Source organism: Haloarcula sp. H-GB4, from assembly GCF_030848575.1.
Lineage (GTDB): Archaea > Halobacteriota > Halobacteria > Halobacteriales > Haloarculaceae > Haloarcula.
Genome location: NZ_JAVDDX010000002.1, coordinates 267715 through 293857 on the forward strand (window position 1 = coordinate 267715; position 26143 = coordinate 293857).

Here is a 26143-nt window from a genome sequence, read left to right on the forward strand (position 1 = left end):
ACAAAATTAAATGAAAAACCACGAGTTAGTAACCATTAAAACATAAATTGCATTTTCGATAAGTGTATATTATAACTAAATATAATACAAATGGATGGTATTTTGCGCCTGAGCGTGCCTGACCAAACTATCTAATAGCTCGGTTAGCGATATTCACCGCCGCGTTGCAGTCCCGACAAACCCTCTCGACCGGACAGTCGTCGGTTGTGCACACAGCGACTTCGTCTCTAAGATGGCAGAGTTGTTCACAGACATGGCAGGCTTGACTGGTATACTTTGGATCGACGTAGGACACGGGTAGCCCCGTATCAAGCGCAACCTCGGTGATCGCTTTCTGGAGAGCGGGCAGTAGCCATGCCCCCATCTCGCCGGCAGTGCGACGTTCCCATAACGATTCTCCAGGGTAGTTGAGGTCTTCGAGCACGAGCAACGGCGTCGCGAACTCACCGGCGTAGCGAACAACCTGAGCCGCGGCGTCACAGAGCAGCGCCTTCACGGGCGCGTACAGCGCCGCGAAAGCCTGGGCCTCGCCCGTCGTCGTGTCGAACTCCGCGGCCTGAAGCATCCGTATCGTCTCAACGAGGGTGTTGAGACGCTCCCGCAGTGGCTCGCCGTCGACGATGAATGCATCCTCGGGATCGGCGTCGGCCGGCGCAGCAGCGACGAGCCGCTTCTCGCCGAGGTCAATGCCAATGGGCGTCACCGCATCGGGCTCAAGTGACGGGGCCGTCGTAGCGGCGGCGCTGTGGCTACTCATCGCTGTTCACCTCGTCGACGTACTCGCGGGGATCGACACCCTCAGCGTTCGGGTGGTCCGTCAGCTCCCACATGACGCCCCTCGGGATCTGGGGGAGTGGGTCACTCCACGGCTCCACCCCAGCAACTGGTGCGACCTGTTTCTCGACACGCTCTCGGGCCCGGTTCAGCGCCATCCGCAGAGCGATGACGTGCTCGGGCGTGATCTCACCCGGGTGCTCACCGTCGCCACAGAGCGCCATTTCGGCGTCGTGGAACGACTCTTGGAGTTCTAACCGAAGGTTGGTCAGTTCATCACGCAGCAGTTTGCGGCCGACCTGTTCCCAGACCCTCGCACCCTCATCCTCATCGCCGTCAGCGGCGGTCACAGCACCGTGGGTCACGCCGACCCCTCCCGCCCCTTCTCGGCGTCGATAAGGTCGAGCCACTGTTCATGGGCGTCAGGGTCAGCCTTGAGGCCCCTGTAGGCGATATCGGAACCGATCCAAGCCGCGCAGTCACCACAGAGGCGGCCGGTCTTCAGTGCTGGTAGGTCCGCCTCGCCCAGCGGGTACTCCAGTTCGATGCCGAAGCCCGTGTCGACGGGCGCGCCGCATTGGTCACAGACATCGTCGGGCAGCGCGTGATTTTGGATGAACTGGCAGACAGCACAGATGTCGGCCTTGAGCGGGGTGATGGGCTGGACCGTCGTTCGGTCGACCATCTCGGCCGGCTTGTTGGCGCCACAGATGTCGCACTCGACGGTCGTGGGGCCGTCATCGGGTGAGCCACTGCCGGCGGCCAGCGGCGTCGCGACGAGCGCGGCGGCTTCGAGGAACGCACGACGCTTAGGCATCCTCGCCCTCCTGGCAGACTTCGCGGCGGGCACGCGACACATCGGCCTCCAGGTCGACGCGTGGCGTCTCGGTATCAGCACGGGCCAGATAGCTGTCAATCACCGTGTCGGCAGTGAGGCCGAACTGGCTCTTCGTGCGTCGCCCCGTCGGCAGCGCTCGTGTCGCTGTCGTGAACCGCAGGACCCCGTCGTAGGGAATCTGCTTGCGGGCCTCGACCGCGCCATCGTCGGTCACGAGCAGCGTGAAATCCTCGTCACCGGCGTCTTCGACGACGAGCGTCATGCTTCCCCCTGCTGGACTTGGTAGAGCCCGTCGGCCAGTGCATCCAGCGCCTCCGCGTCAAGCGTAATCTCGACACGGACACCGTCGTCAGCCAGCCGAAGCGTGGCGTGTGGTTCGATGTTGGAGAGTGGCTGCCGGTCGGGCGTCTCCAGCCGCAGCGGCGTCTCAACCTCGGCGTTCATCGCCACACGGCCATCGACGATAGCGACCGTTGCGTCGACATGGTTGAGCTGCGTCATTCGTCGGCCCCTCCGACGTCGTGGAAGGTCGCGTGAGCGCTGTCGGGCGCGTAGAGCCAGCAGTTCGCACAGGGAAACTCCCCGAAGAACATGCCGCTGATGCCGGCACAGCGCTCGTGGCCGGCGATGCACGTCCCCGCGAGCGGGGCCTCGTCGTATTCCTCGCTCAGGTCGACGACGTCCTCGTCGTCCCCGTCGAGAATCTCGCCGTCGTCACCGGCGATAATAATACCACCGTCGGCAGCGGCGACCCGCAGCTCGGCGTCACAATGCTGGCCGAGGTCGGGGTCGACATCGCAGGCTGCGACGGCGTCGGCGGGGATCGCGTCAAGGCCCATCGCGAACCGGGCGCGGCGGATGTGCTTGCACACGACGTCGCGGTACTCCGCATCCCGGCACTCACACCGGCCTTCAAGTGTATCAACGATGTATTCTGACCCGGATTGGCTCGTGACGAGGGCGATGCCCTCCGCGCCACGGGCCTGGCCGACGTCAGGCGTGACCGTCAAGTACTGCTCCAAGGCGCGTCTCGTTCGGTCGGCTATGCTGTCGGTCGATGGGGCAGTCTGAAGTGCCCCGGAATCGTAGGCTGACATGCTGCTACCTGCAGCACGGTCGGGGGCGCTCCAACGCCCGTCGGCCAGTTTCTACGTGGCCGAACTCCCGTGCTTACCTACATGTACATCTGCCCCCAACATAAAACTATGGCCGCCATAGCTTTATGTCAATGGCAGCCATAGAACTACGTGGACTTTATGACTATACCGGACACCGAAGCCGCTATGGGCCGGACTACGATTCAGGTCAGTGACGAGTTAGCCGATGAACTGCATGATCGGAAGAGCCGTGGCGACAGCTACGAGGACGTGATCTGGCGGCTCATCGAGGAGCGAGACGGACAGGAGGATGGCAGCGATGAGTGACGACGAAACTCTCCCCGACGGCGAGCCTGGGTGTCTCGGTCGCGGTGAGGCGGTTGACGCACCGGGTTTCGAGTATTTCACCGGCGGTGACCACTCGTGACTCTCGAAGCGCCCGACATTACGGATGACTGGATACGGGAACACCAAGAAGAATTGCAGCGCGAAGCCAACAGCGATCTCCCACACGCCTGGGTCGCCCAACGGGAGCTTCAGTCTGTGGAGGAGTGAAGGAATGTTGATGGGGGCTTCGAGATCTCAGGTGTCGTCTCCCCCCGCATCATCTAATTTGTCACGAACATACTGGCGGCGCGCCTCTTTTGCCGCTTCTAAATCATCCTCGTCCATTGCAGGACTCTCCCATTCCGTAGCAAACATCCGGTTGATGTCTTTAGTACTGATTTCTGAAGCATCATCAGATTCCAGGTCTTCAACAGGTCGAAGGTTCTCTAATTCGATAGAAACAGTAACATCCGCCAGCATTCCTTTTCTTTTTGCGAAGTACTCTTCGAGCCCGATCTCTGCCATCATCGAAAAATCATGCAGGGCCGGTTGGTCTGCGCCCTCATTTGGAAACACCTGGGCATCATCAAGATCGTTCGCCCAAGCAAGAAAAGCGAGCATCTGTGGTAGTTGTATTTTAGCGGAGGGAGTATTGGCGACCTCTCGAGCGACTTCCTCTGTATCTCCTGACGAAGCTCGCGCCTCCATCTCTGTTTCAAAGATTTTCTCAATTTCGGCATGCTCTAAATACCGAAACAAAATCACAAAATCACCTACAGCTGTTGCGACCCGTTTTCGAATCCGGTTCTTTATAGCGCGGGCTTGGTCTGAAGTCAGTTCTTCGTCCCCTACTAACAGTTTCCGCTGCTTGCTGGTGAGGATTGCATTTGGCTTCGAATCTGAATCGGACATGGCGAACGCTAATGCGTACGGTACGAACCACTATAAACACACAGGGAATACTATAGGGTACAATGTCATCCTCGTCCCGTGAGGTAACGACCGTTCAAATTTCGCAAAAAACCCACCGGCGCTTGGTGGGGTTGAAACCTTACGATTCGGTTTCGTTCGATGACCTCATCGACGAGATGGCCGACGTCTACGAAGAAAACCAGCAATGACTCGCAAAGTCGAATCGAACGGTGGTGATGACCGGGCGTCACCAGCGCCCGCGAGCCACCGAAGTAAGCTGCGACGACGAGCACGACCGCCAAAGGCACGTACTCACGCTGGATTACGGACTCTAGCGGCTTACGCTTTTCGCGTGGTTCGTGCTCGGGGCGATTTTTCACCCCATGAGCGCACAGAGAACTGAGCCAAACGCCGAACAGTCCGTTGATCAACCCACTGACGGCCGAAGCTTTCCCGCCGAGCGCGCGTTCTCAGGCCCGCATGATGAGCCGGCCTGGCGACGTGTCGAGTCCAGCCCCTCCGTCGGCTGGCAAGAGATGTACCACGAGATGCACTGCGAATTACCCTACTTGGTCGATCCCGACGAGGTGACGAGTTCATGAACCACGCTGCCGCCACGATCACGCCGGTCTCCGAACCGAGGCAGTGTACCGAACCAGGTTGTGACGTCGCCGAGCTGCTCGCACGCGTCGACCCGGACGCCGATGGAACCGACACGCGGGTGCTGTGCCCGACGCATCGAGTCGAATACCTCCGCCAGGTGAGTGACCTATGAGCAAGACATCCACAGACGACGCACGTAGCTATCGTATCCAGATCGCCGGGACGCCCGACGGCGGCGACCGCGTGCCCGACCTGACGCCCCGCGAGGCCAGTGAGCGCTGGCTTAGCAAACTTCGGGTTTCAAAGGCTGAGTCGACCGTATCGAGCTACGAATATCGCTTGAAACACCTAATAGAGTGGTGTGAGGATCAGGGCATCACAGAGATCAACGAACTCACCGGCTGGGACATCGAGAGCTTCGAGACCCACCGCCGGGAGCAGGGGCTCTCGCCGCTATCCTTGAACAAGGAACTTGGAACACTCAAAAATTTCCTCGAGTATTGCAGTCGCGTGGAATTAGTCGATGAGAGCCTACCAGAGAAGGTCGACCCGCCGGATGTCCCACGGGACGACCACGTCGACGAGACACAGCTTCACGCCGACGACGCCGAGGCGCTGCTGGAGTACTACCGCAATAACACGGACGACCGTGTCCGCTACTCACGAGACCACGCACTGCTCGCGCTGGCCTGGTACACGGGCGCCCGCCTCGGTGGGCTTCGGAGTCTTGACGTCAACGACTACAACGCCGAGGAGGAATACGTCCAGTTCACGCACAACCCCGACCAGGACACGCCGCTGAAGAACGGTCGGGATGGTGAGCGGATCGTCGGTCTGCCGAGTCACGTCTGTGATATCCTCGATGGGTACATCGCGAAGGAACGCCACGAAGTATTCGATGACTACGGACGCGAACCACTGCTCGCCAGCCAGCTCGGGCGGGTTTCAAAAAACGCCCTGAGAACGTGGATGTACCTCGCGACAGTTCCTTGCCTACACAGCGATTGCCCACACGGCAACGAGCGACCGACCTGTGAGTTCGTCGACTACAGCCAAGCCAGCAAGTGCCCGTCGTCACGATCGCCCCATCAGGTCCGGACGGGCTCGATTACGTGGCAATTGAATCGCGGCGTCCCGCCGCAGGTCGTGGCCGACCGCGTGAACACGAGCGTCCGCGTAATCAAGCGCCACTACGATCAACCGACGAAGCTCGAAGAGATGCGAGAACGCCGGCAGGACCACCTCGACAGCCTGGATTTCGACGATGAAGGGGGTGAGGGCGAATGAGAGAAGCGCTTTCCGCCCGAACCCACTTCTACTGTTGCTACCTCCCAAGCGAAGCGAGTCGGCAGTGACTGATGGATTCGAACCTGACGAGTCGTGTCCGCGCATCTCGACGTCCGTCACACCGAATCCACCCGGACCCACTTTCGACTATCCTCGAGGCAGGGCTTTTGACGCCCATGTAGTTTGACAGGGCTGACATGGAACTCCCAATCCGACAGGCTCATCCCATAGTTTCTTGCCCCAACCGCGTTAGAGTCATCTATATGAGAGATCAGGTCCAGTCGGCGGACGCATTCGAACAGTTCGTCCTACTGGCGGTTGCAGAACTCGAAACAGCCGGCGAAACGCCAACCCACTCGTATCATGTGACCCAGACGGCGAAGGCACATCTTGCGGATATTGACCGACAGCCGTTCGGCGGTGTCGAGCGCCAGAAAGTCATCTCGGCGCTGGGCCGACTCGCCGATAAGGGGCTGTTGCTCACCGAACAGACGAAGTCAGCAACGGGGAAAGGACGGCCGGGGTACAAGCTGGCCGGGGATCCCGAAGAAGTGCTTGAAGTGCTGTCGGCGACAGATGAGTTCGAACCGTACGTCGACGCGGTCTGGTCCTCGTAACGGGTCCCACTCGTTAGATAGCGCTCACGCCGCTGCGCTCCTGATCGAGAGCGGGTGGCTGGCCCGCTTCGAGACGTTCGAGACGGTCTAGGATCGTGTGAACGACGTCATCTTTCGTACAGGGTGCGACGTGGACGAGTTCGTTGCCGTCGTACTCAGCCAACCCCATGACGGGCAGCGCCATGGCGTCGTACGCCGACTCCGCGACTTCTGAATCCACGGTCGTGTCCTGATAGAACGATTCGAGCGAGACATTGTTGCTCAGTGCCCACTGTTTGAATTCGGCGACACGGTTCAGAATGTACTTGCCTTCCTCCGTCCGTGCAGCGGCCGACTGTGGCGCGATCTGTTTGCCCCAGACGATGACGTTGAATCCGTCGATATGGTCGTTCTCCTTGAGCGTCTGGAGGCGGTCGATGACGTCTTCCTGCCGTTCGTGTGCGCCGTCAGGCAGCATCGACCGAACATACAGCTCGATATGAGATGTCGGGATAGTATCACTCATAGCTATCAGACGGCACTCTCGGCTGACACATATAGATACTGTGAGAGATGTCTACATAGTTCAGATAGCGGTTTCACGACGTAATATGGGAGAAATCAGCCGTTTTGGTGAGCTGCGAAACTTCCAGTCGTAACGCTGGCTCGGGTGCGGTTAACAGCTGAAAACGATATCGGATCTCTAACTATTCGCTGTTCGACCCGGACGAAAGACCGTGAAGATTCTCGTGAATACCGAGGATGAGCGCGGGAACGACGATCATGAAGATATGCTCCTCAATGGGAATCCCAAGGAAGTCGACACCGGTTCGGAGTTTGATTGCGAAGACACCGACAGTCAGCGTGTACCAGTCCCAGACGTACGCAATTGGATAGAGCACGACGATGGTCTTGGCGGCCATTCGAAGAGCGCGCGCACGCCAGAGCAACACGAGCGCAACAGTCCCCCATACCACTTCTGTGACCAGATACGTGTAGGGGCCGAAGACGCCGATGTCAGGCAGCATACAGCCACCTTAGATCCAAGGGCCTAAAGCTTAGTTCGTCTCTTGGTTTCCGGGGACTAAACCAACCTTGATAACCCCACACGTCGAATCTACGAATTGTGAAGAACGATGGATATTGCTGATATCGCCACCAGAGAATTTGTCGAGGTTGACGCCAACAAGCGCTTGGGGAAAGTCCGGTCTATCTTCGAACGCGAGAATCCCAAGGGTATCATCGTCACGGAAGACGGTGACTACGCTGGCGTTATCACGCAGAAACAGCTGGTCCAGTCCCATGTCGAGGACAACGCGAAAGCGGGGGCGATGACGCGCTCGGCACCGAAGGTCGAGCGTACCGATGACGTGCGCGAAGTCGCGCGCGTCCTCGTCGAGGGTGGTGTCAAGCTCGCGCCGGTGTTCGAGGCGGGCGAGCTCTGGGGTATCGTCACCGAGGACGATATCCTCGATGCGGTTCTCGACAATCTCGACGCGCTGAGCGTCGAGGACATCTACACGCGAGATGTCATCACGGTGTCCGAAGACACCAACGTCGGGCAAGTCGTCAATCTCCTCCGGAAACACGGCATCTCCCGGCTTCCGGTGCTCGGTGACGACGATGGCCTGACCGGGATGGTCACGCGCCACGATATTGTCGATGTCGTCGTCCGAGACATGAACAAGACGACGCGGGGCGACCGCTCCGGCGAGATTGAGCGCGTGCTCGATATGCCCGTCTACGACGTGATGAGCAGCCCGGTGGAGACGGCGAAACTCGGCGACTCTGTCGAGGACGCCGTTGCGCGGATGCTCGAAAACGACTTCGCCGGACTCGTCGTCACGCCGGAAGACGACGACACCCATGTCGCCGGCATCCTCACGAAGACCGACGTGCTCCGCGCACTGACGTACACCGAGGAGGAACACATGGACGTCCAGATCACGAACATCAAGCTGCTGGACACCATCTCCCGTGCGGACCTCCGGGCCGACATCGAAACGGTCGCGGACAAGTACGGAGCGATGCAGGTCCAGCACGCTCACGTTCGGTTCCACGAGCACAAGGAGAAGCTCCGTGGCACGCCGCTCATCCAGTGCCAGATCCGCCTGCGGACCAACAAGGGCCAGGCGGCCGGCTCCGGTGAAGGCTACGGCGCTGAAACCGCATTCAACGTCGCACTCGACAAGCTAGAGCGCAACGTTCTCGAACTGAAAGGCGTTCAGGCCGACGAGGAGTATCGCGGCCAACTCCTCCGAAAACTCGGCGAACTATAACCAGATAGTCTCTCTTTTCTACCGCTCGGCGACCTGCACGAGCTGCTTGCCGATGTTCTCGCCCTCGAACAGCCCGAGGAACGCGTCGGGCGCGTTCTCGATGCCTTCGGTGACGGTTTCTCGGTAGGAGATGTCCCCAGACGCGACCCACTGACCGAGCTGCTTCGTTCCTTCCTCGAACCGCGGCTCGAAGTCGGAGACAAGAAGGCCTTCGACGGTCGCCCGGGACTGGATGACCTGTGTCAGCTTGCGCGGCCCCACCGGTATGTCCTCGCTGTTGTACAGCGAGATCTGTCCGCAGACGGCGACGCGTGCGTCGGTGTTGAGTCGCGTGAACACCGCGTCGGTAATTGGTCCGCCGACGTTGTCGAAGTAAGCGTCGACGCCGTCCGGCGCGGCCTCATCCAGCGCGGCCTGATAGTCGTCGGTCGTTTTGTAGTTGATGCCCACGTCGAAGCCGAGGTCGTCTTCGAGGAACGAGACTTTCTCGTCGGAGCCGGCGAAGCCGACGACACGTGCGCCCTGAAGCTTGGCGAGCTGTCCTGCCACGGAGCCGACGGCCCCGGCGGCTCCGGTGACAACGAACGTATCCCCGGCGGACGGCTGTGCGACTTCTCGGGTGCCGAAGTACGCTGTCAGGCCCGGCATCCCCAGAACGCCGAGTGCTGTCGAAATCGGTGCGAGTTCCGGATTGACCTCTGTCAGTACCGGTCCGGGTGCTGTGGCGTACTCCGCCCACTCTAGCTCACCGGTGACGACATCGCCTTCGTCGAAGCGCGCACCGTTAGATTCGACGACTTCACCGACGACGGCACCCTTGAGCGCGTCGCCCACGTCCCACGGCTCTTCATACGATTCGCTGTCTCGCATCCGGTCGCGCATGTACGGGTCGACAGAGAGGTACAGCGTCTTGATGAGTACCTCGCCAGGCCCCGGTTCAGGGATTTCTTCTTCGGAAAGTTCGAACGTATCGTGGTCGGGAGTCCCTTCGGGGCGCTTTGCTAGCCTGTAAACGCGGTTTGTGTTCGGCATCACCCCTTATACACTTGTGACCCGAAAGGGGGCTTCGAAAGGAGAAACAAACACCGGTTTTATAGTTTATCTAATAATTATACACAGGTATTGTGCAGCCAGCCGAAAGTGCATCGCTGGTCGGGAACGCTGAAGTAGAAAAACACGTTTGAATCGCAGTGAGGGACAGGAATCGAGGTCGCCGGAGTTACTGGAAGCCGATCCGGCCACCGCTTCCGGCTTGGCGCTGCGGGCTGGAACCGCCTCTGAACTCCTCTTCCATCTGCTCGTAGTACTCGCGGATGTCGTCGGTGATGGTTGGCCGCACGCTGTCCATCGCCTGCCGGAAGTGTCGCATCTCGACTTCCTCCGCGTCGTCGTCCTCACGGAGAGCCTCAATGGCGGCCTCCCGGGCGATGGATTCGAGGTCTGAGCCGACGAATCCGTCGCTGACTTCGGCCAGTTCTCGCAGGCTCACGTCGGGCGACAGCGGCGTGTCGTCCGTGTGGATCTTCAGGATCTGCTCGCGGCCCTCGATATCGGGCTCGCCGATCATCACCAGCCGGTCGAACCGACCCGAGCGGATCAGCGCTGGGTCGATCATGTCCGGCCGGTTGGTTGCGCCGATGACCATCACGTCCTCCATCTCTTCCAGCCCGTCGAGTTCGGTCAGGAGCTGATTAACGACACGCTCAGAGACGTTCGACCCCATCTCGCCGCCCCGACCCGGTGCCAGCGAGTCAAGTTCGTCGAAGAAGATGATGGTCGGAGCGACCTGACGGGCCTTCCGGAACGTCTGCCGGATGGCCTTTTCGCTCTCGCCGACCCACTTGCTCAGCAACTGCGGGCCACGGACCGAGATGAAGTTCGCGTCAGTCTCGTTGGCGACGGCTTTCGCCATGAGCGTCTTCCCGGTACCGGGTGGGCCGTACAGCAACACCCCAGACGGCGGCGTCACGCCCATGCGCTCGAACTTCTCCGGGGAGTTCATCGGCCACTCGACGGCTTCCTGAACCTGCTCTTTGGGTCCGCTGAGCCCGCCAACGTTATCCCAGGACATCTTCGGGAGTTCGACCAGCACCTCCCGCATCGCCGATGGACTCACCTCGTTGAGTGCGCCCTTGAAATCGTCCCGTTTGATAATCATCCGGTCGATGAGACTCGGTGGGATGTCCTCCTCGTCTAGGTCAATCTCGGGGAGGTACCGCCGGAGCGCCTTCATCGCGGCCTCCTTGGTGAGACTCTCGATGTCGGCCCCGACGAAGCCGTGCGTGTCCGTCGCCAGCTTCGCTAGGTTCACGTCGTCGGACAGCGGCATGCCGCGGGTGTGAATCTGGAGAATTTCTTCCCGGCCCACTTCGTCCGGCACGCCGATCTCGATCTCGCGGTCGAAGCGGCCCGGGCGACGGAGCGCCGGGTCCACGCTGTCGACGCGGTTCGTCGCGGCGATGACGATGACTTGCCCCCGTGATTCGAGGCCATCCATCATCGTCAGCAACTGGGCGACGACACGGCGCTCAACCTCGCCGGTCACATCCTCACGCTTGGGCGCGATGGAGTCCAGCTCGTCGATGAAGATGATCGAGGGCGATTCCTCACTCGCGTCCTCGAATATCTCGCGTAACTGCTGTTCGGACTCACCGTAGTACTTCGAGATGATCTCGGGGCCGGCAATAGAGAAGAAGCTGGCCGAAGTTTCGTTGGCGACTGCCTTCGCAAGCAGCGTCTTTCCGGTGCCGGGTGGCCCGTGGAGCAACACCCCCTGTGGCGGCTCAATGCCGAGCTTCTTGAATATCTGTGGGTGTTTCATCGGCAGCTCGACCATCTCTCGCACCCGCTGGATCTCGTTTTGCAGCCCACCGATGTCCTCGTAGGTGATGCCGCCGCCGGTCTTCTCGAAGCCGGAGATCGGTTCCTCGCGGAGTTCCACCTCGGTGTCTTCGGTGATGAGACAGACGCCTTCGGGCTCGGTTTCGACGGCGATGAGCGGGATGGCCTGTCCGGGCGAACGCATGAACGGGTGGTTCGTCGAGGACATCACCGGGACGATGTCGCGCTCGACGACGGGCCGTTTCAGTATCTGCCGTTTCACCATCCCGGCGGCGTCGGAGCCGAACTGAACCGACGCCTCCTCGGGCGGGGCAAGCACGAGCTTGTCGGCCTTCTCGGCCTCGGCCTTGCGGATCGTGACGCGCTCGCCGATACCCACGTCAGCGTTCTGGCGCGTGAAGCCGTCAATACGGACAGTATCGGTGTTCCAGTCCTGCCGGTCGGCCCGCCACACCTTGGCCGCAGTCGTATCGCTCCCTTCGATTTCGATGATGTCACCGGGGGAGAGCTTGAGGTGCAACAACGTATCGGGGTCAAGTCTGGCGATACCGCGTCCCGAGTCGTTCGGGTACGCCTTCGCCACTTCCAATTGGACTTCGTTCATAGTAGAGCCTGCTTACAACGAACTCGGGTAGCCCCGGAGATATGCTTTATGCTACCGGCGGGCAAGACGCACGGCGACGGGTTTATATGACACCTAATAACACACCGCACAGTAGGGGCAAATAGCTCCCGGCCTGGGTGCCGGTGACACAGGCTGCCGCCATCGCCGCGTTTCATAAGGCTGGACGCGATAGCGCCGATATGGTATTTCTTGTTCCCTTCGATGGGTCACCGCTCGCAGATGCTGCGCTCGACCGCGCCGTCACCTACGCTGATTCGCTTGACGAGGATGTCGTCGCTGTCGCATTTATCCCGACCGGCGCCAACTACGCCGAGCGCCGCCGCCGCGTCGACCCGAGCGAGGACTTCGCCGCCGAAACCGCCGCTGACGACCTCCGGCGCAAGATCGAGGAGGCGACCGACGACTCCGAACTCCGGTACGACGACGTAAGCGCTCACTCCACCAGCGAACTGTCGACGACGATCAGACAGACCGCCCGCGATGTCGACGCCAGCGTCGTGTTCCTCGGCAGTGACGACACCGAGGACATCGTCGTCCCTATCGGCGAAGTCACAGACGGCGAAGACTACGATATCCACATCGTCCGCCGGACTTGAGGACGTAGCAAGAGGGCTTTTACTGGCGCGGTCTGACCCTCCGGGTATGCGAACACTCGCTTTCGATGGCCGGATGGGCGCGGCCGGTGATATGCTTCTGGGGGCGCTGCTGGCTGCCGGGGCCGACCGCGAAGCCCTGTCGCCGATCGAGGACGTGCTGGATGTCGAGTACGCCGTCTCCGAAGTGGACCGTTGCGGGATTGCTGCAACGCGCGTCGAAGTGCTGTTATCCGACACCGCCGGTGATGGCGACGATTCCCACGACCACGCTCACAACGACCACTCGCATTCCCACTCCCACGACGAGGGACACGGCCACACTGGGGACGATGACGCACATTCTCACTCCCACGGCGACCACGACCACACCCACGCAGAGGGTCACGGCCCAAGCAGAACGTACGCCGAGGTCGTCGAACTCGTTGAGGGGATGGACCTGCCGGGGGCCGTCAGCGCGGACGCGCTGGCAATCTTCGAGATACTCGGCGAGGCCGAGGCGTCGGTTCATGGGACAGATCTCGACGACACGCATTTCCACGAAGTCGGGGCCGACGACGCTATCGCCGACATTGTTGGTGCCTGTCTCCTGCTGGATGATCTCGACGTCGAGCAGGTCGTAACAACGCCGCTGGCGACGGGGGGCGGCACCGTGGAGATGAGCCACGGCACCTATCCAGTCCCGACTCCCGCGGTAGTCGAAATCGCTGAGCAGGCGGACTGGTCGCTACAGGGCGGCCCCATCGACAAGGAACTGGTAACGCCGACCGGGGCGGCGATTCTCGCGCACATCGCTGACGGGACCGAGTCGCTCCCGCCACTCGACATCGACGCGTCGGGGTACGGCGCTGGCGGGTGGAACCTTGACAACCGCCCCAACGTCTTGCGAGCGATGGTCGGCGATAGCGCGGGGCGGCTCCGGCGCGACGAAATCACGGTGCTCGAAACGAACGTCGACGACGCTCCGCCAGAGGTGCTTGGCGACCTCCAGCGCTCGCTCCCGGATGTCGGCGCACGTGATGTGTCGATAGTGCCGACGACGATGAAGAAGTCACGGCCCGGCCACATCATCAAGGTCATTTGCAGACCGGAGGACGCCGAACGGGTCGCGCGCCACCTCGCCGAAGCGACCGGGACGCTCGGCGTGCGCGAATCCGGGGCCGGCCACCGCTGGGTCGCCGACCGGGAGTACGAGACAGTTGTGCTCTCCGCTGATGGCGAGCAGTTCGAGGTCACGGTCAAGGTCGCAAGCGACACCGACGGCACGGTGTTCGACGTGAGCACGGAGTACGACGACGCCGCGGCCGTCGCGGACGCGACCGGACTCCCCGTCCGCGAGGTGATGCAACGAGCCGAGCGGATGGTACAGGAGTAGCGCTATCTGTTGTCAGGTTCTCCCTCGCTGGTCGAACTGTCACTGCCGTGTTCGGCCAGTGCTTCCTCAACGGTGAGCGCGCCGGTCGCGACCTGCCTGGCGAGTTCCTCGCTGATCGCCCGGTTTGTATCGCTGGCCTCCCGCGAACGATCCTTGATCTTCTGGAGTTCGCCCGCGGTCGGCTCGATGGTTCGGCTTTCGATTTCCTCACCGTTGAGGCGGGCGATGTTGACCGCGGCTAGCACGTCACCCATCCCGCGCGCACCGGAGCCGAGATACGGCGTCGTTCCCGTTTCGTCGACCAGCTCGACCGGCACGGACTGGATCTCGTCGATGATGCGCGCGCCGACAAGTCGTGCGCCGTCGCCGATACGCACGACTGGTTCGACCGCGTCTTCGACTTCCTCGCGGACGATTTCGGTGATGTCCGCTGCGGGCACTTGGAACGCTGCGACGACCATGTCGCCATGGAGAATCGCGACGCCTGGCCGCTCTCCGGGGTCGATACCGATGACGGTGCGACCGTCGCCACCCCGGAGCGTCGAGATAACAGCTTCGACGGCACGCCGCGGTGTATCTGGGTCCGCCTGCACGAGGTCGACACCGTCGGGGATTTCGACCGACTCCCCCGCCGCGATGACCGCGACCTCTGCCTCCTCGGGCCATTCGTCACCCGGTTCCATGGTCGTGAACGCCACGCCACGGTCGCGTAGCTCGTTGACGACACCGTGGTACACTTCGAAGTCTTCGGTGACGACGACAATCACGACTGTAATTACTCCGCAACTCACTTACGCGTGCTGGCGTGTCAGGATGACCATCCCGACTCCGCTATCTATGGTTGGGGGCTCCGCTCTCTACCGATGCTGTCGCGGCGGTACTCGTTGGATATGCCGGCCCGCCACAGGCAGACAGGTCGACCATTTTTTATTTTAGCATAGTCATTTCTGAGATATGTCAACAATCGCCGCCAAGCGGGCTGACCGGAGCACTGACGGCATGTTTGCCTTCGTGCTTGGCCTGTTCGTTGCGCTGCTGGCCGTCGCGCCGACGGTCACGGCGACTGCGGTCTGGGGTGGCGTCGGTGCCGACGCTGCCCTCTACATCGTCGCGCTCCTGACTGTCGCAGTCGTCACCGGCCTCGGGTGGCTCGCGACGTGGCGACGGCCCGGTCTCGCGGTTGCGCTGGGGGGATCACAGGCCCGCTGGCTCCCGCTGCTTTTCGGAGCTAGCTATGCGACCGGCGCACTCTTTTTTGCGCCGGAATACGGCGCTCTGGCGCTCGTTGGCTTTTTTTTCGGAATGCTCGCTGCGGTCGTCCCTGGTCTGGCGATGGGCTTCATTACACGCTCGCGCTACACTGACGTAGTTCTAGCCGACGTAACCGAGTACGAATCGTTTACCGCCGGCTGGCCCGACCGCGCCCGGAACCGGCTGGTCCTAACGATGCTTCCGGTATTCCTCGTTGGCTGTGCGAGTTCTGGTGTCGTATTCCTGACCGAACACAGCACGTGGCTCTGGTCGGTCGGTCAGTTTTTGCTCCCGGTTGCGACGATGCCGTTTAATAGAACCCAGGCACGTACCTACACCCTCAGTGGGGCCGGCATCGAGCGATCGATCCCATTCGGTAAGACAGTCACCACATGGGACTCATTCAATGGCTACAGCACTACCGACGAGGGGATTGTGCTTCACCGGCACTGGGACCTCGACATGCGGTTCGCGAATGAGCAACTGGATGACCCCGACGCTGTGAGTGAAACTATCGACCGTTTTCTCCCCCGCCGGGACTGAGAGTTGCGAGCGTTTTTACCCGAACCTGCCCAACCACTGCCCGTGAGCGAGTACGTCCCGACCGGGTGTGACGCGATCGACGACCTCCTGGGTGGTGGGCTGGAGCGTGGCGCGGTCACGCAGGTGTACGGCCCGCCAGCGGCCGGAAAGACTAATTTCGCGCTGTCGGCGGTGATGGAAGTTGCCGCCGCCGGCGACGCGGCGCTGTACATCGACACCGAAGGGCTCTCGGCTGACCGGATGGAGCAGGTCGCAAGCGGCCGCGCACGCGGGACGGCCCAGACTGTGGACGACCTCGCCGGCCGACTCATTATTACAGAGGCACTGGACTACGACGAACAGACCGAAGCCGTCCAGGACGCCGCTGAGTTTGCTGCCGAAGTCGAACTCATCGTCCTCGACAGCGCGACCGGGTTCTACCGGCTTCGGCGGGACGACGAAGACGGTGGCGAGACACTACGGGACGTGGCCCGCCAGATTACCCACCTCCTCTCGCTGGCCCGTAAACACGACATCGCTGTTCTGTACACGAATCAGGTGTTTACCGACCCGGAGAGTGACCGCTCGACGGCGCTTGGTGGCCACACCCTGAACCACTGGTCCGGCGCAATCGTCCGTCTGGACCGGTTCCGTGGCGGCAACCGACGCGCCACGCTGGAGAAACACCGCGCCAAGCCGGCCGGCGACACGGCCCAGTTCCATATCACCGACTCAGGGCTTGTGGGCGACGACACGCCCGAAACGCCGCAGTAGGTCGCTCGATACTCGACAACGCACTCAGGCGCGCGCCGTCGCGGCGACGGCCGCGTCGCAAGCGCGAGGGACGAGTCGCACAGGCGAGCGAAGTGAGCCGAGCAACGCAGTCGGCTGGGGAGGCGTGTGGCTGTCGCGGTTTTGTGCTGCTATGGTCTGCAGGATGCATACCGCCCGAGCGGAGCGAGCGCGGTTTCACCGAGCACGGCGTGCCGTGCTCGGCCTTTTTCATGAACGTTTTTCGAGGAGTGGTCGCCTTCGGCGACCCGACGATGAAAAAGGTTCAGTAGATGAGGTCGTCGTCGTTCTCGACCATGTACAGCGTCCGCGCGGCGATGTTGACGGCGTGGTCCCCGACCCGCTCGATGTCCCGGATGGTCAGCAGGAGCCGGGAGACGTCAGCCATCAGTTGCTCTATCTCGGCTTCGCTGGAGTCGGCGTCGATCTCGCGCTCGATGAGGTCGCGCACGACCGTCTCGGAGGCCGCCTCACACCGTTCGTCGACCTCGTCGTCGATGTCGGCGATGGTATAGCACTGGTCGGCGTCCTGATCGCTGTAGGCTTCCATGGCGTTTTCGACCATCTCGATGGTCACGTCGGCGACGTCCTGAATGTCGACCTCGGGGAACACGTCGCGTTCAGCAGTGAGCGAGTACTCGCCGAGGTTCGTGGCGAGGTCACCGATCCGTTCGAGGTCGGTGATGATCTTGAACGACGCAGCGATAAAGCGGAGGTCGGACGCGACCGGCTGTTGCAGCGCCAGCAGGTCGATACAGTCCTGTTCGAGGTCGAGATACAGCTGATTGATTTCGTGGTCGCCTTCGATGACTTCCCGGGCCATCTCTTCGTCTTTCTGTTCGAGCGCATCCAGCCCAAGGCGTAGCCGCTCGAGGACGATCTCTGACATATAGAGGACATCCTCGCGGAGCGAGTTCAGTCCCTCCTGATAGGAATCGCGTGGCATAGTCCGGAATGTGCTGGTGGTATGCATCAGCCTTTCCCTTCTCCCAATATCTCCCGATACCGTCCGGCGTGACGGCAGTAGCGGGCGTGCTATGCAGGGACAGCCATACTCGACAGCGAGAAACGACTACTGTAGCACTGCCTCTGCGTCGTTACGGGGATGAATCCCAAGAATCGTTGCGTCGCCAAGTGCTGTTCCGCCCTCAACTCGTTCGACACGCAGAACCACGTCTTGTGGTGTTGCACAGCCACAGCTTACGAACTCGTCCCACTCCTCGCCGACGGCCACCGGGCCGCCATGGGTGCGTCGGAGGTACTGTTGATAGGTGTCTCCGCGGAGTTCATCGGCGATCCACTCGGTATCGACGCCGGACCACGGGTCCCCATCGGCAGTGCTGGGGGCAAACGAGAGTACGACACGGTCCGCAACGGAAGTCATACACTAGCTGAGGCGGGAGACAAGCTTAGTCCCTTGGGCACGGCTTCTTCGGAACGGCTACAATTTGTCGTTGACTGCTTCCAGACAGTCGGCGTCGACGAACACCACGACGTGATCACCGGGTTCGATGACGGTGTCACCACGAGGGATGACAAGTTCGCCGCCGCGGCTGATAGCCCCGATGACCACGCCGGTCGGCAGTTCCTGTACTGACTCCTGAATCGGCCGCCCAGCGAGGACACTGTCGGTGGATATCTCGATTTCCAGCACCTCCGCGCGGTCGGATTCGATGATAGCAACCTTTGTTGCGTCGTACTCCCGGGTGAACCGTGTAATCTCTTCGGCAGTCGTTTCGCGGGGATTGACAGCCACATCGACGCCGACAGCCTCGAACAGGTCAACGTACTCGCCCGAGTTGACGACGGCGACGGTTCGCTCTGCACCGAGTCGCTTGGCCAGCAATGTCACTAGAAGGTTCTTTTCGTCGCTGTCGAGCGTCGCAACCACGGCGTCGGCGTCTGAAACGTGTTCCCGTTCGAGGAATTCGCTATCCGTTGCATCACTCTCCAGCACGGTTGTTCCCTGCAGGTCCTCCGCGAGTTCACGCGCCCTGTTGTGGTCTTGCTCGATGAGCCGCGGCTTGATGCCACGATCCTGAAGCAGTCGTGCGGTGTGATAGCCAACATCGCTTCCGCCGACGATGAGGACATTCTGCGTCGTCTTTGACTCCGGTGCGATTTCAGTCGCAAACAGACGAACGCTTTCGCAACTGCCGATCACAATGATGTCATCGCCCTCTCTGAGAACGGTCTCTCCGCGTGGGATAATGACTTCGTCACCGCGTAACACGGCAGCGAAGGTCAGTGACTCGTAGCGGTCGGCCTCCGCGACGGTCTGGTCCGCAATTGGGCTGGATGCACGCACCTCGAACTCACCCATTTGGACCTGTCCGTCAACGAATGTTTCTACGTCGCGCGAGCCAGGAAGCCCGATTACTCGGGCGATATTCTCTGCAGTGAGCAGGTTCGTCGCAACCATGTGATCCACGCCAAAGGCGCCCCCGGATTTCTCCCAGGTCCGGAGGAACTTCGCACTCTTCACGCGGGAAATGGTGAACGGGTCGGCGGCCGTTACTGCCGTCCCACAAGTGACAATATTCGTTTCGTCATCGTCGGTGCTGGCGATGAGTACGTCGGCTTTGTCGATACCGGCCTCCGCGAGCGTGTCGAGTTCCGCGCCATCTCCTTCAACGCCGAGTACGTCGGCCTCGTACATCAGGCTCTCCACACGGTCTGGGTCGATATCTACGACGGCGACTTCGTGGCTTTCCGCGAGGCTTTCGGCGATATTCGAACCGACCTCGCCCGCGCCAACGATTACGATATACACGGCTGCGCCTCCGCCTGATTCATATGCATCAGCTTTCCACCGATGGGTGAAGTGTATTGTCATCCGGTCAGCGGGACGGCCCCGTCGGGGCGGACAGGTCACCGAACCCGGCCGTGTACAAGTGCCGACCCGCCAGTGAACATGTAGCCTGCGACCCGCTTACGGCTCATCTCGGAGTGGCACGTCTAACCAGGGACAGAGGGCTGACCGACGTTGGAACCGTTCGACCGAATCGAACGACTCTTTCGTCTCTTCGATCGCCTTTCGCATACTGGCGTAGTCGGTCATACGACACTCTCTCTGTCTCCCTACCGTTTGATTATATGCTTCTTTACGCCCGCTATCTTCCCGGTAGACGCGCACTTCTGCCGGTAAATTCAGGCAATTGCCGTCAAGAACTGCGACACGATAGCGACACGGGTCTTTCGTCTGCGGCCCTGTCCAACAGGCAGCGGCCGCCTGACGGACTGTTCAGTATAGTAACAGGTGACTACTATCCATCGTTGGCTAGTGTGGGTGTTACTTCCGGCGATATAGACAGGCTTAGTAACCAATTGTGGACGCAAGTATAAGGATGAGACAGTGGACCGAAACGAGTCCGAAAAGCAGTACGGTTCTGGCCGCCGGCGGACTCACGACCGCAGCTGCGCCTATCGCCACCGTCAGGACGCGTACGATGGTCTCGGATCGAAAGCTGTCGCTCGACTGGTCCTCGGTTGTGCGGGCCGCTTCGAACTGATCTCTGATAGCATCGAATCTGGGGCCTTTGCGGACCCGCTTTCGGTCCTGCTCGTACTCTACCAGTCCGACAGCGTCGAGCTTGGGCAGGTGTGTCTGACAGAGTGAAATATAGACACTGTCGTAGAGCTCGTCACTATCGGTCTCTGCATCGGCGACGACGTTCGCCACCTGCTGGCTCAGCGCACTGACAGATAGCGCTGTCTCGTGTTCGGCAAGACAGTGTAAGCATACGCGGCGGCGCTCGTTACCGAGAATATCGAATATCGTCGCATCATCGAGGCCGGTCTGGTCTGGTGGCGCAGACGTTTCCCCGGTATCAAGGACGGCGCCGAGTCCCACTGCCGGTCGCATGGGCTTATGCCCCCTCGGATGTACCGCTGTGTGCACACATCTGTCCAGTACGTAGCTTACTGCTCCGTATCGAGAGCAGCACGTAGCCGGTCAGCAAGCGACTGCGGTGCCGACAGTGAAAGCCGATGGCTCGCCGCCAGTGCTACAAATACCACGCTCACGACGAGCGCGACTGCGACGCCTGACACTGTGGCCCCGCTGAGTGCGAGTCCACCGACCGCAAGCAGTGCCACACACGCGGTCCCGAGATACCGACCTGACCACCGCTCACCGGCCGACGTGTGGGAACCTGTCCGACCATGCTCAGTGATAGACTCGGCTGACGGCGTCGATTCTGCAGTCGGCGCTGACAGAAGTGATGGTTCCTCGTCGAGATATTTGTTGAAGGAGTTCGCGAGCGCGGTCGCTTCGACGAGTCCCCGGTCCTGGTTGTAGTCGATAACACCCGCATCGTCCATCTTTGGGAGATGGGACTGATACAGCGCGATGTAGACGCGCTGGCGCTGTTTCGAGCGGAGTGAGTCGACCGTCGTGTCGTGTTCCAGCGCCGCGATGTGTTCTGCGATGTCGCTCATATCAGCCGGGTCATCGCCGGGATGCTCGTGGAGGTACTTGAGAACCAGACGGCGGCGGCGACACTGGAGAACGTGGAAGAGGTCGTCGCGGGTGAGCTCGTCGTCCGATTGGGAGTCCGTAGACGACGACTCGTCTGTCGCGGACTCCTCAGCCTCGGTTGCCGTGGGTTCGGAAGTCGTTTCAGCTATCGACATGTGCTCTCTCCTTCCCCAGCACCCGACATATACTGGGTCGACTGTTCCGCCGATTGCGACTGTTTCACCGATTTAGCGGGCCGGTAATGGCTGACTTACCCTGGAAATAATACGATTGAATCACCTCGTAAAGCGCTAATACGCCTATATTGCGGTTTTTCTGCCAAGGTCTTACTTTCTATTACTGTTTCACGCACCATACCGAATTGTTTCACCGTTGCGACAGCAACTAGTATTCGAAAAAGTACAGATACGTGCTGTGGCAGATGTTGAATTTCGGCTGGTTCTACCGTTTTCCCGGCTTAGAAGGGATAAAAGTGGGAAAGAAGCGTACGTTTGCCTCTGCCGGACGGTGTTATGGGCCGATTCCCGACCATCGTGACAGCGGCGGACAGGTGTGTTTGGCGAAGACTCACCCCTCACTGTGCAGTGATGCCACTAGCAACCCGGCTACCCCGATCCGTGAGCCGGCTTATCCGCCAGGCGTCGGCGGCTTGATATCGTCCGCATGGGGTGAGTTCGCCGCTGCGGGCTTTGCCCGCTCTAGGCAGATGAGGTTCTCCCTGCCGAGACGGATTTTTACGACCTCATCATCGTCGACCATCCGCGAAAGGAGACGACTCACCTTCGCTTTCGACCAGTCCGTCGCCTCAACAATGTCACTCTGGTGCAGACGGCCGTTCTCGACTTGCAGCATCAGTTTCACGAGCTGCGCGTCAGGGGTGAGTTCCCGGTCGGCTTGCTCGAAGGCTTCAGCCGCGGTCTCAAGGTCAATGTCTGCACCGTCAGCTTCGACCACCCTGTCCGTTGCCTCGATTTCACGGTTGACCTCGATTATCTCCCGGTCCAGTTCGAGGCGGCGATATGTGACCAGTCTGACCACTGTGGAGAGCCTCGTGACCCAGCCACGCCTGATCGCCGCGACTGTCAGCCCGATCCCGATCAGGAACCCCAGAAGCGAACTTGTTACCCAGGCTGGCGTCAGCATGCTGTTCGGGTTCGTTCCCCAGGCAACTTCCTGCGGGTCGCTCAGGAAGTCACCGTCCGAATCGGCCGCGAGCGGGTCCGTCCCAAGGTCCGAAACCTCTCGTCCATCGTTGAGACCGTCACCGTCCGTATCTGCGGTGGTCGGCGACGTCCCAGCCGCCAGTTCTTTTCCGTCGTTGAGACCGTCACTATCTGTGTCACTCTCGGTGGGTGCGGTTCCCGCCTCGAGTTCTGTCCCATCCGCTATCCCATCACCGTCAGTGTCTGCGACCGTCGGGTCTGTTCCTATGGCCAGCTCCCTTCCGTCAGCGACCTCATCATCGTCAGTGTCGGCCTGTACCGGGTTCGTGCCGACCTCCAGCTCCCGACCGTCGACGACGCCGTCGTTGTCCGTGTCCGCGTCGGTAGGGTCGGTCTCGCCGGACGCCTCTCGCTGGTCGGACAGTCCATCGCTGTCAGTATCGGCGACAGTCGGATTCGTCCCGAGTGCCAGTTCGCGTTCGTCCGAGAGCCCGTCGCCGTCCGTGTCGCCCTGACGTGGGTCAGTGCCCTGTTGAATCTCAGTCCTGTCGGTGACACCGTCTTCATCAGTGTCTGCGGCCGTTGGGTCCGTCCCGTGCTGGTGGACCTCGGTCCCGTCCAGCAGCCCGTCGCCGTCAGTGTCAGCGCCAGTGAGGTTCGTCCCTCGGGCCACCTCGTTGCTGTTGTTGAGCCCGTCATCGTCAATATCACCGGCACGCTGAACCGGCTGCAAAGACGCCGACTGCGTATCTAGCGTGGCGTTGGAACTCGTGTTGCGGAGAGAGATAGAGAGATCATCGAGTCCCGCCATTCCGGGGGTCCTGAGAGCTGCAGTTCCGTTCGGACTGACCGACGTACAGGTCGCCGACTCGTTCGCACGCGCACAGACCGTGAGATTTTCTTGTGGTGAAGTAACTGTTACCGCGATCTGATACCCACTGGCCTGCTCGCCGTCTATTTGTTCCCAGACGAACGCGTTCCCGTTCGGCCCGTCCGCGGTAGCCTGTGTTGGCTCAACCGACTGTATCGCTGGCATCGTTTCGTTGCCCGTCGTTGTGTATTCAGTATACTGCTCGGCATCCGCTGCGGTAGCGACACCTACGGAGACAGACGCGACTGTCAAGAGGAGGAGTAAAGCGCAGATCACGCTCACGATTCGGTGTCTCATACAGTACGGGTGTCACAGCGGGACAATATCCTTTTTGGCACATAGTCTCCTTGTCACTTCAACTCACACTTGATAATTCAGTGATAGTTGCCTGCGTGTCCCAACGACTCACTCTTCGGATAGTCCGAGCTCCGACCCGACGACCTGATCCATTCCGCGCCGAATCCGTTGTGACATCGCTGATGGTGAAATGTCGAGTTTGTCCGCCAGTTCAGCCTGTGAGATACCACGAGGCACGTTGAAGTACCCCTCTCTGTGTGCCGTTTCAAGTGCGACCTGCTGGTCTGCGGTCAATCCGCAGCCGCCGGCGTTTGCCTCCCCGGTAGTCCAGTACAGTCGGTCAAGTCTAAATGTGATGTTCCGTTCAGAACACTCGGATCGGAACTGCGACAGTGCTGCTCGCGACCGAAACTGTGCGTGCACCAGCCACTGTCCACCCGTTCCCTCCATGTCGAGCGCCCGGCCACCGGCACGGACGAGCGAGGGCGTGACCTGAATGGCACTGTCGGCTACCTCGATTCGATAGATACGGTTCGTCTCTGTCCAGTCTAATACAAGGGACCCACACACCGTGTTATCTTTCCGCAAGTCTGTTTCGAACTGGTCAAGGCTCTCACCCGCGACTTCGATCACCAGAAAATTCGACGTGCCGTCGTTGACCATTTCCTCCGGACGGACTGTTACGTCCGGACTGCTCTCGATTGTATCGGTCAGAATCAGTTCCGGATGACTCAGACAGAGATCGACACCGAGACTTTTCTCCCGTGGCGTCCCATCTGCCTCCGATGGGCTTGCCGGCCCGTACCCAGCGCCATCGACTGGCTGGTCCGCCTCGGTCACTGACCCCTGGTCGCCGGTGTTGCGCATACGGACACCAAACGGATCACACACAAGGATATTCCCACTATACAGATAGTATTTGAACACCGATACACTATATTAATAGCCTCTTTGTGGAATCGATTGCTTGACGGCCTGTCGATACAGCATGATATCGTCTGATAGAAAATCTCTCTATGGCAACCTTGGGTGGCTCCGCCGGTAGAATAGAATCAGGGGTCGCCGGCAGTCCCTAGATACCCATAGACAAGCAGAATAGACGGCCAAGTAGGTGGTGTTCACTCAGAAAGTAAGCAAACGGAGCGCTCCGTGGAGAACAGAAATCACCGTGGCGATACATTTTAGATTAATAACTATTTCCAACCTTAGAACGGATCGCAAGACGTCACCTAGGGTTGGAACGTTGGGCTTGCACCACCTATCAAAATAACTGGACAAGTTTCGCTTCATTGGATTCTTATACTGGCACCGGGCAGGGTGCTGTCCTACGTATTCCGCCGTGTTAGCCGGTCAGATACAGTATGCGTTGACCAGGATATTTCTCTATCTAGCCATGCTCGACAGCACTCATGAACCTTGTTCCGGTGGTAATGCCCTGGGTTGGACACCCGCAGATCGACAAAGGACGGTGTTCGGTCGATTTGTCGGTCCCAATTGACTCACTCCATCCTTGCAGGTCACACGGATTCGGGAGCTATATGCTGTCGAGCAGTTGAGTGAGACTGTCCGACTCTTCAACTTCACCGTGTTGGCTGGGCGCGATCGAAGAAGCATTCTCAATCGTTTGAGACGAGAGCTACCTGTGGATTATCAAGATAGTTGATGGGGCAGCCATGCGTTTTGAAATTCAACAGTCGGGGCGGATTCGCTTCGACGACCGAATCTTGTCTACGATAGCTCTGATGCGATGCCAGAGCCGTACCGCCTGTCTGACAGACCTGTGACAACCCTGACGGAGACGCGTACCGCCTAACCATGATCAACGAGATCGTCCCAGACACCCTGATTTATCAGACCTGGGCCGCCACTACGCGACGCTTTAGCGGTTTCGACAGCTTATGATTGAACTCAATAGCGCGGGCACGCAGTGATCATCAGACCTTCGACGAGCGAACTGTTGAGGATATCGTTCGAGAAGGGTACAGGCGGTTGTGTCACGGATCATATCAAATCAGTATCTGAACGTTTCGTTCCGAGGTTGCAGCGTTGACTCGGGCGCGTATGGATGAGCAGTAGGTGGATCGGGCTTCCCGTACAGGTTCTCCTTGCCGCCCGGTAACCTAGTTGAGGCCTCTTTCAGTCCCAGTGGCTCTCTTCTGTCCACAGTGCTGTGGCAAATGCTTTTGCAACGTCTATGTGTACATGAGTGTCATGATTGACCTCCCTTGGGGCCGTCGTAGCGACACTACCGCAGGCACCGAATCCTCGGCCGAGCATCCGGACGCAGATGTTGTCTACGAGTTCCAGGATGGTACCCTGGCAGTCTACGAGGACCACATCGTGATTACGCGCGTCGCCCGCTCGAACTTCCAAGACCGGGAGATTCCAGTCAAGGAAATAATCGGTGTCGATTACGACAAAGGCATCACTATCGGCTACATCCAGATCGAACAGGAGGATGTCCCGGTCGAAAGTGGCGGCCTCTTGAGCGACCCCGTCAATCCGGACACGCTACATTTTGACCGCGGTGGCCGAGCGTGTGCGAAGAAGGATCGTGATGCGATTTTAGAGCGAGCACGAGGGTAGTGTACCCTCTATGTGGGTATTGTTATGACGGCCT

31 protein-coding genes are annotated in these 26143 nt (G+C 60.2%); 11 read left to right on the top strand and 20 right to left on the bottom strand.

The features are described from left to right. Positions 1-127: 127 nt before the first annotated feature. The 6 genes from RBH20_RS09790 to RBH20_RS09815 are packed head-to-tail and all read right to left on the bottom strand — an operon-like array spanning position 128 to position 2709. Positions 128-757: a zinc ribbon domain-containing protein gene (locus RBH20_RS09790; RefSeq protein WP_306708072.1), complete on the bottom strand. Its 630-nt coding sequence runs from the start codon at positions 755-757 to the stop codon at positions 128-130. Continuing rightward, positions 750-1139 (bottom strand): hypothetical protein, encoded by a 390-nt coding sequence (locus RBH20_RS09795; RefSeq protein WP_306708075.1) that lies wholly within the window; start codon positions 1137-1139, stop codon positions 750-752. The genes RBH20_RS09790 and RBH20_RS09795 overlap by 8 nt, the downstream gene beginning before the upstream one ends. Continuing rightward, entirely contained in the window at positions 1136-1591 is a 456-nt protein-coding gene (locus RBH20_RS09800; RefSeq protein WP_306708077.1) for a hypothetical protein, read from the bottom strand. Before RBH20_RS09800 ends, RBH20_RS09795 begins: the two co-directional genes overlap by 4 nt. Next, complete coding sequence (locus RBH20_RS09805) at positions 1584-1874, bottom strand: hypothetical protein (RefSeq protein ID WP_306708079.1); 291 nt, start codon at positions 1872-1874, stop codon at positions 1584-1586. Before RBH20_RS09805 ends, RBH20_RS09800 begins: the two co-directional genes overlap by 8 nt. Then, positions 1871-2113, bottom strand: a complete 243-nt coding sequence (locus RBH20_RS09810) for a hypothetical protein (RefSeq protein ID WP_306708081.1) — start codon at positions 2111-2113, stop codon at positions 1871-1873. The genes RBH20_RS09805 and RBH20_RS09810 overlap by 4 nt, the downstream gene beginning before the upstream one ends. Further along, on the bottom strand, positions 2110-2709 hold the full coding sequence (locus RBH20_RS09815; RefSeq protein WP_306708083.1) for a hypothetical protein: 600 nt from the start codon (positions 2707-2709) through the stop codon (positions 2110-2112). The genes RBH20_RS09810 and RBH20_RS09815 overlap by 4 nt, the downstream gene beginning before the upstream one ends. Before the next feature lie 186 nt (positions 2710-2895). On the opposite strand from RBH20_RS09815, the gene RBH20_RS09820 reads away from it, so the two are divergent. Next, positions 2896-3036 carry an antitoxin VapB family protein gene (locus RBH20_RS09820; RefSeq protein WP_306708085.1) on the top strand — a complete coding sequence of 47 codons (141 nt, stop codon included), beginning with the start codon at positions 2896-2898 and terminating at the stop codon, positions 3034-3036. 255 nt (positions 3037-3291) lie between these two features. Here RBH20_RS09820 and RBH20_RS09825 read toward each other — a convergent pair whose 3' ends face one another. Beyond that, positions 3292-3948 (bottom strand): hypothetical protein, encoded by a 657-nt coding sequence (locus RBH20_RS09825; protein WP_306708087.1) that lies wholly within the window; start codon positions 3946-3948, stop codon positions 3292-3294. 383 nt (positions 3949-4331) lie between these two features. Here RBH20_RS09825 and RBH20_RS09830 point away from each other — a divergent pair, with 383 nt between their 5' ends. The 4 genes from RBH20_RS09830 to RBH20_RS09845 all read left to right on the top strand — a co-directional run bounded on the left by RBH20_RS09830 (position 4332) and on the right by RBH20_RS09845 (position 6455). Further along, complete coding sequence (locus RBH20_RS09830) at positions 4332-4550, top strand: hypothetical protein (RefSeq protein ID WP_306708089.1); 219 nt, start codon at positions 4332-4334, stop codon at positions 4548-4550. After that, on the top strand, positions 4547-4723 hold the full coding sequence (locus RBH20_RS09835; RefSeq protein ID WP_306708090.1) for a hypothetical protein: 177 nt from the start codon (positions 4547-4549) through the stop codon (positions 4721-4723). Before RBH20_RS09830 ends, RBH20_RS09835 begins: the two co-directional genes overlap by 4 nt. Next, complete coding sequence (locus RBH20_RS09840; RefSeq protein ID WP_306708092.1) at positions 4720-5838, top strand: site-specific integrase; 1119 nt, start codon at positions 4720-4722, stop codon at positions 5836-5838. The genes RBH20_RS09835 and RBH20_RS09840 overlap by 4 nt, the downstream gene beginning before the upstream one ends. Before the next feature lie 263 nt (positions 5839-6101). Beyond that, positions 6102-6455: a hypothetical protein gene (locus RBH20_RS09845; RefSeq protein WP_306708094.1), complete on the top strand. Its 354-nt coding sequence runs from the start codon at positions 6102-6104 to the stop codon at positions 6453-6455. 13 nt (positions 6456-6468) lie between these two features. Here RBH20_RS09845 and RBH20_RS09850 read toward each other — a convergent pair whose 3' ends face one another. After that, on the bottom strand, positions 6469-6960 hold the full coding sequence (locus RBH20_RS09850) for an HTH domain-containing protein (RefSeq protein ID WP_306708096.1): 492 nt from the start codon (positions 6958-6960) through the stop codon (positions 6469-6471). 181 nt (positions 6961-7141) lie between these two features. Next, positions 7142-7462: a lycopene cyclase domain-containing protein gene (locus RBH20_RS09855; RefSeq protein WP_306708098.1), complete on the bottom strand. Its 321-nt coding sequence runs from the start codon at positions 7460-7462 to the stop codon at positions 7142-7144. A 108-nt stretch (positions 7463-7570) separates the two neighbouring features. Here RBH20_RS09855 and RBH20_RS09860 point away from each other — a divergent pair, with 108 nt between their 5' ends. After that, entirely contained in the window at positions 7571-8713 is a 1143-nt protein-coding gene (locus RBH20_RS09860) for a CBS domain-containing protein (protein WP_306708101.1), read from the top strand. An 18-nt stretch (positions 8714-8731) separates the two neighbouring features. Here RBH20_RS09860 and RBH20_RS09865 read toward each other — a convergent pair whose 3' ends face one another. Next, positions 8732-9745 carry an NADP-dependent oxidoreductase gene (locus RBH20_RS09865; protein ID WP_306708103.1) on the bottom strand — a complete coding sequence of 338 codons (1014 nt, stop codon included), beginning with the start codon at positions 9743-9745 and terminating at the stop codon, positions 8732-8734. A gap of 187 nt (positions 9746-9932) precedes the next feature. Then, positions 9933-12158: a CDC48 family AAA ATPase gene (locus tag RBH20_RS09870; RefSeq protein ID WP_005538167.1), complete on the bottom strand. Its 2226-nt coding sequence runs from the start codon at positions 12156-12158 to the stop codon at positions 9933-9935. A 200-nt stretch (positions 12159-12358) separates the two neighbouring features. On the opposite strand from RBH20_RS09870, the gene RBH20_RS09875 reads away from it, so the two are divergent. Further along, positions 12359-12775 carry a universal stress protein gene (locus RBH20_RS09875; protein ID WP_306708106.1) on the top strand — a complete coding sequence of 139 codons (417 nt, stop codon included), beginning with the start codon at positions 12359-12361 and terminating at the stop codon, positions 12773-12775. 46 nt (positions 12776-12821) lie between these two features. Then, on the top strand, positions 12822-14147 hold the full coding sequence (gene larC, locus RBH20_RS09880) for a nickel pincer cofactor biosynthesis protein LarC (protein WP_306708108.1): 1326 nt from the start codon (positions 12822-12824) through the stop codon (positions 14145-14147). A 2-nt stretch (positions 14148-14149) separates the two neighbouring features. On the opposite strand, the gene RBH20_RS09885 is transcribed toward larC, so the two are convergent. After that, a complete protein-coding gene (locus RBH20_RS09885; protein ID WP_306708110.1) occupies positions 14150-14914 on the bottom strand; it encodes a hypothetical protein in 765 nt (254 codons plus the stop codon). 187 nt (positions 14915-15101) lie between these two features. On the opposite strand from RBH20_RS09885, the gene RBH20_RS09890 reads away from it, so the two are divergent. Both RBH20_RS09890 and radB read left to right on the top strand, forming a co-directional pair. Further along, complete coding sequence (locus RBH20_RS09890) at positions 15102-15941, top strand: hypothetical protein (RefSeq protein ID WP_306708112.1); 840 nt, start codon at positions 15102-15104, stop codon at positions 15939-15941. 42 nt (positions 15942-15983) lie between these two features. Beyond that, entirely contained in the window at positions 15984-16694 is a 711-nt protein-coding gene (radB, locus tag RBH20_RS09895) for a DNA repair and recombination protein RadB (RefSeq protein ID WP_306708114.1), read from the top strand. A 283-nt stretch (positions 16695-16977) separates the two neighbouring features. Here radB and phoU read toward each other — a convergent pair whose 3' ends face one another. The 8 genes from phoU to RBH20_RS09935 all read right to left on the bottom strand — a co-directional run bounded on the left by phoU (position 16978) and on the right by RBH20_RS09935 (position 24390). Next, a complete protein-coding gene (gene phoU, locus RBH20_RS09900; RefSeq protein WP_004591593.1) occupies positions 16978-17658 on the bottom strand; it encodes a phosphate signaling complex protein PhoU in 681 nt (226 codons plus the stop codon). A 126-nt stretch (positions 17659-17784) separates the two neighbouring features. Continuing rightward, a complete protein-coding gene (locus RBH20_RS09905) occupies positions 17785-18096 on the bottom strand; it encodes a hypothetical protein (RefSeq protein WP_306708116.1) in 312 nt (103 codons plus the stop codon). Between the two features lie 57 nt (positions 18097-18153). Beyond that, positions 18154-19485, bottom strand: a complete 1332-nt coding sequence (gene trkA, locus RBH20_RS09910) for a Trk system potassium transporter TrkA (protein WP_306708118.1) — start codon at positions 19483-19485, stop codon at positions 18154-18156. Positions 19486-19644: 159 nt separating this feature from the next. Then, positions 19645-19773 carry a hypothetical protein gene (locus tag RBH20_RS09915; RefSeq protein WP_004957274.1) on the bottom strand — a complete coding sequence of 43 codons (129 nt, stop codon included), beginning with the start codon at positions 19771-19773 and terminating at the stop codon, positions 19645-19647. Positions 19774-20028: 255 nt separating this feature from the next. Continuing rightward, positions 20029-20577 carry a hypothetical protein gene (locus RBH20_RS09920; protein ID WP_306708122.1) on the bottom strand — a complete coding sequence of 183 codons (549 nt, stop codon included), beginning with the start codon at positions 20575-20577 and terminating at the stop codon, positions 20029-20031. 56 nt (positions 20578-20633) lie between these two features. After that, on the bottom strand, positions 20634-21347 hold the full coding sequence (locus tag RBH20_RS09925; protein WP_306708124.1) for a hypothetical protein: 714 nt from the start codon (positions 21345-21347) through the stop codon (positions 20634-20636). A 472-nt stretch (positions 21348-21819) separates the two neighbouring features. Then, positions 21820-23523, bottom strand: coding sequence for a hypothetical protein (locus RBH20_RS09930; RefSeq protein WP_306708126.1), 1704 nt, complete (start codon positions 23521-23523; stop codon positions 21820-21822). 108 nt (positions 23524-23631) lie between these two features. Then, complete coding sequence (locus RBH20_RS09935; protein ID WP_306708128.1) at positions 23632-24390, bottom strand: helix-turn-helix domain-containing protein; 759 nt, start codon at positions 24388-24390, stop codon at positions 23632-23634. A gap of 1344 nt (positions 24391-25734) precedes the next feature. Here RBH20_RS09935 and RBH20_RS09940 point away from each other — a divergent pair. Continuing rightward, positions 25735-26109: a hypothetical protein gene (locus tag RBH20_RS09940; protein ID WP_306708130.1), complete on the top strand. Its 375-nt coding sequence runs from the start codon at positions 25735-25737 to the stop codon at positions 26107-26109. Positions 26110-26143: the final 34 nt, after the last annotated feature.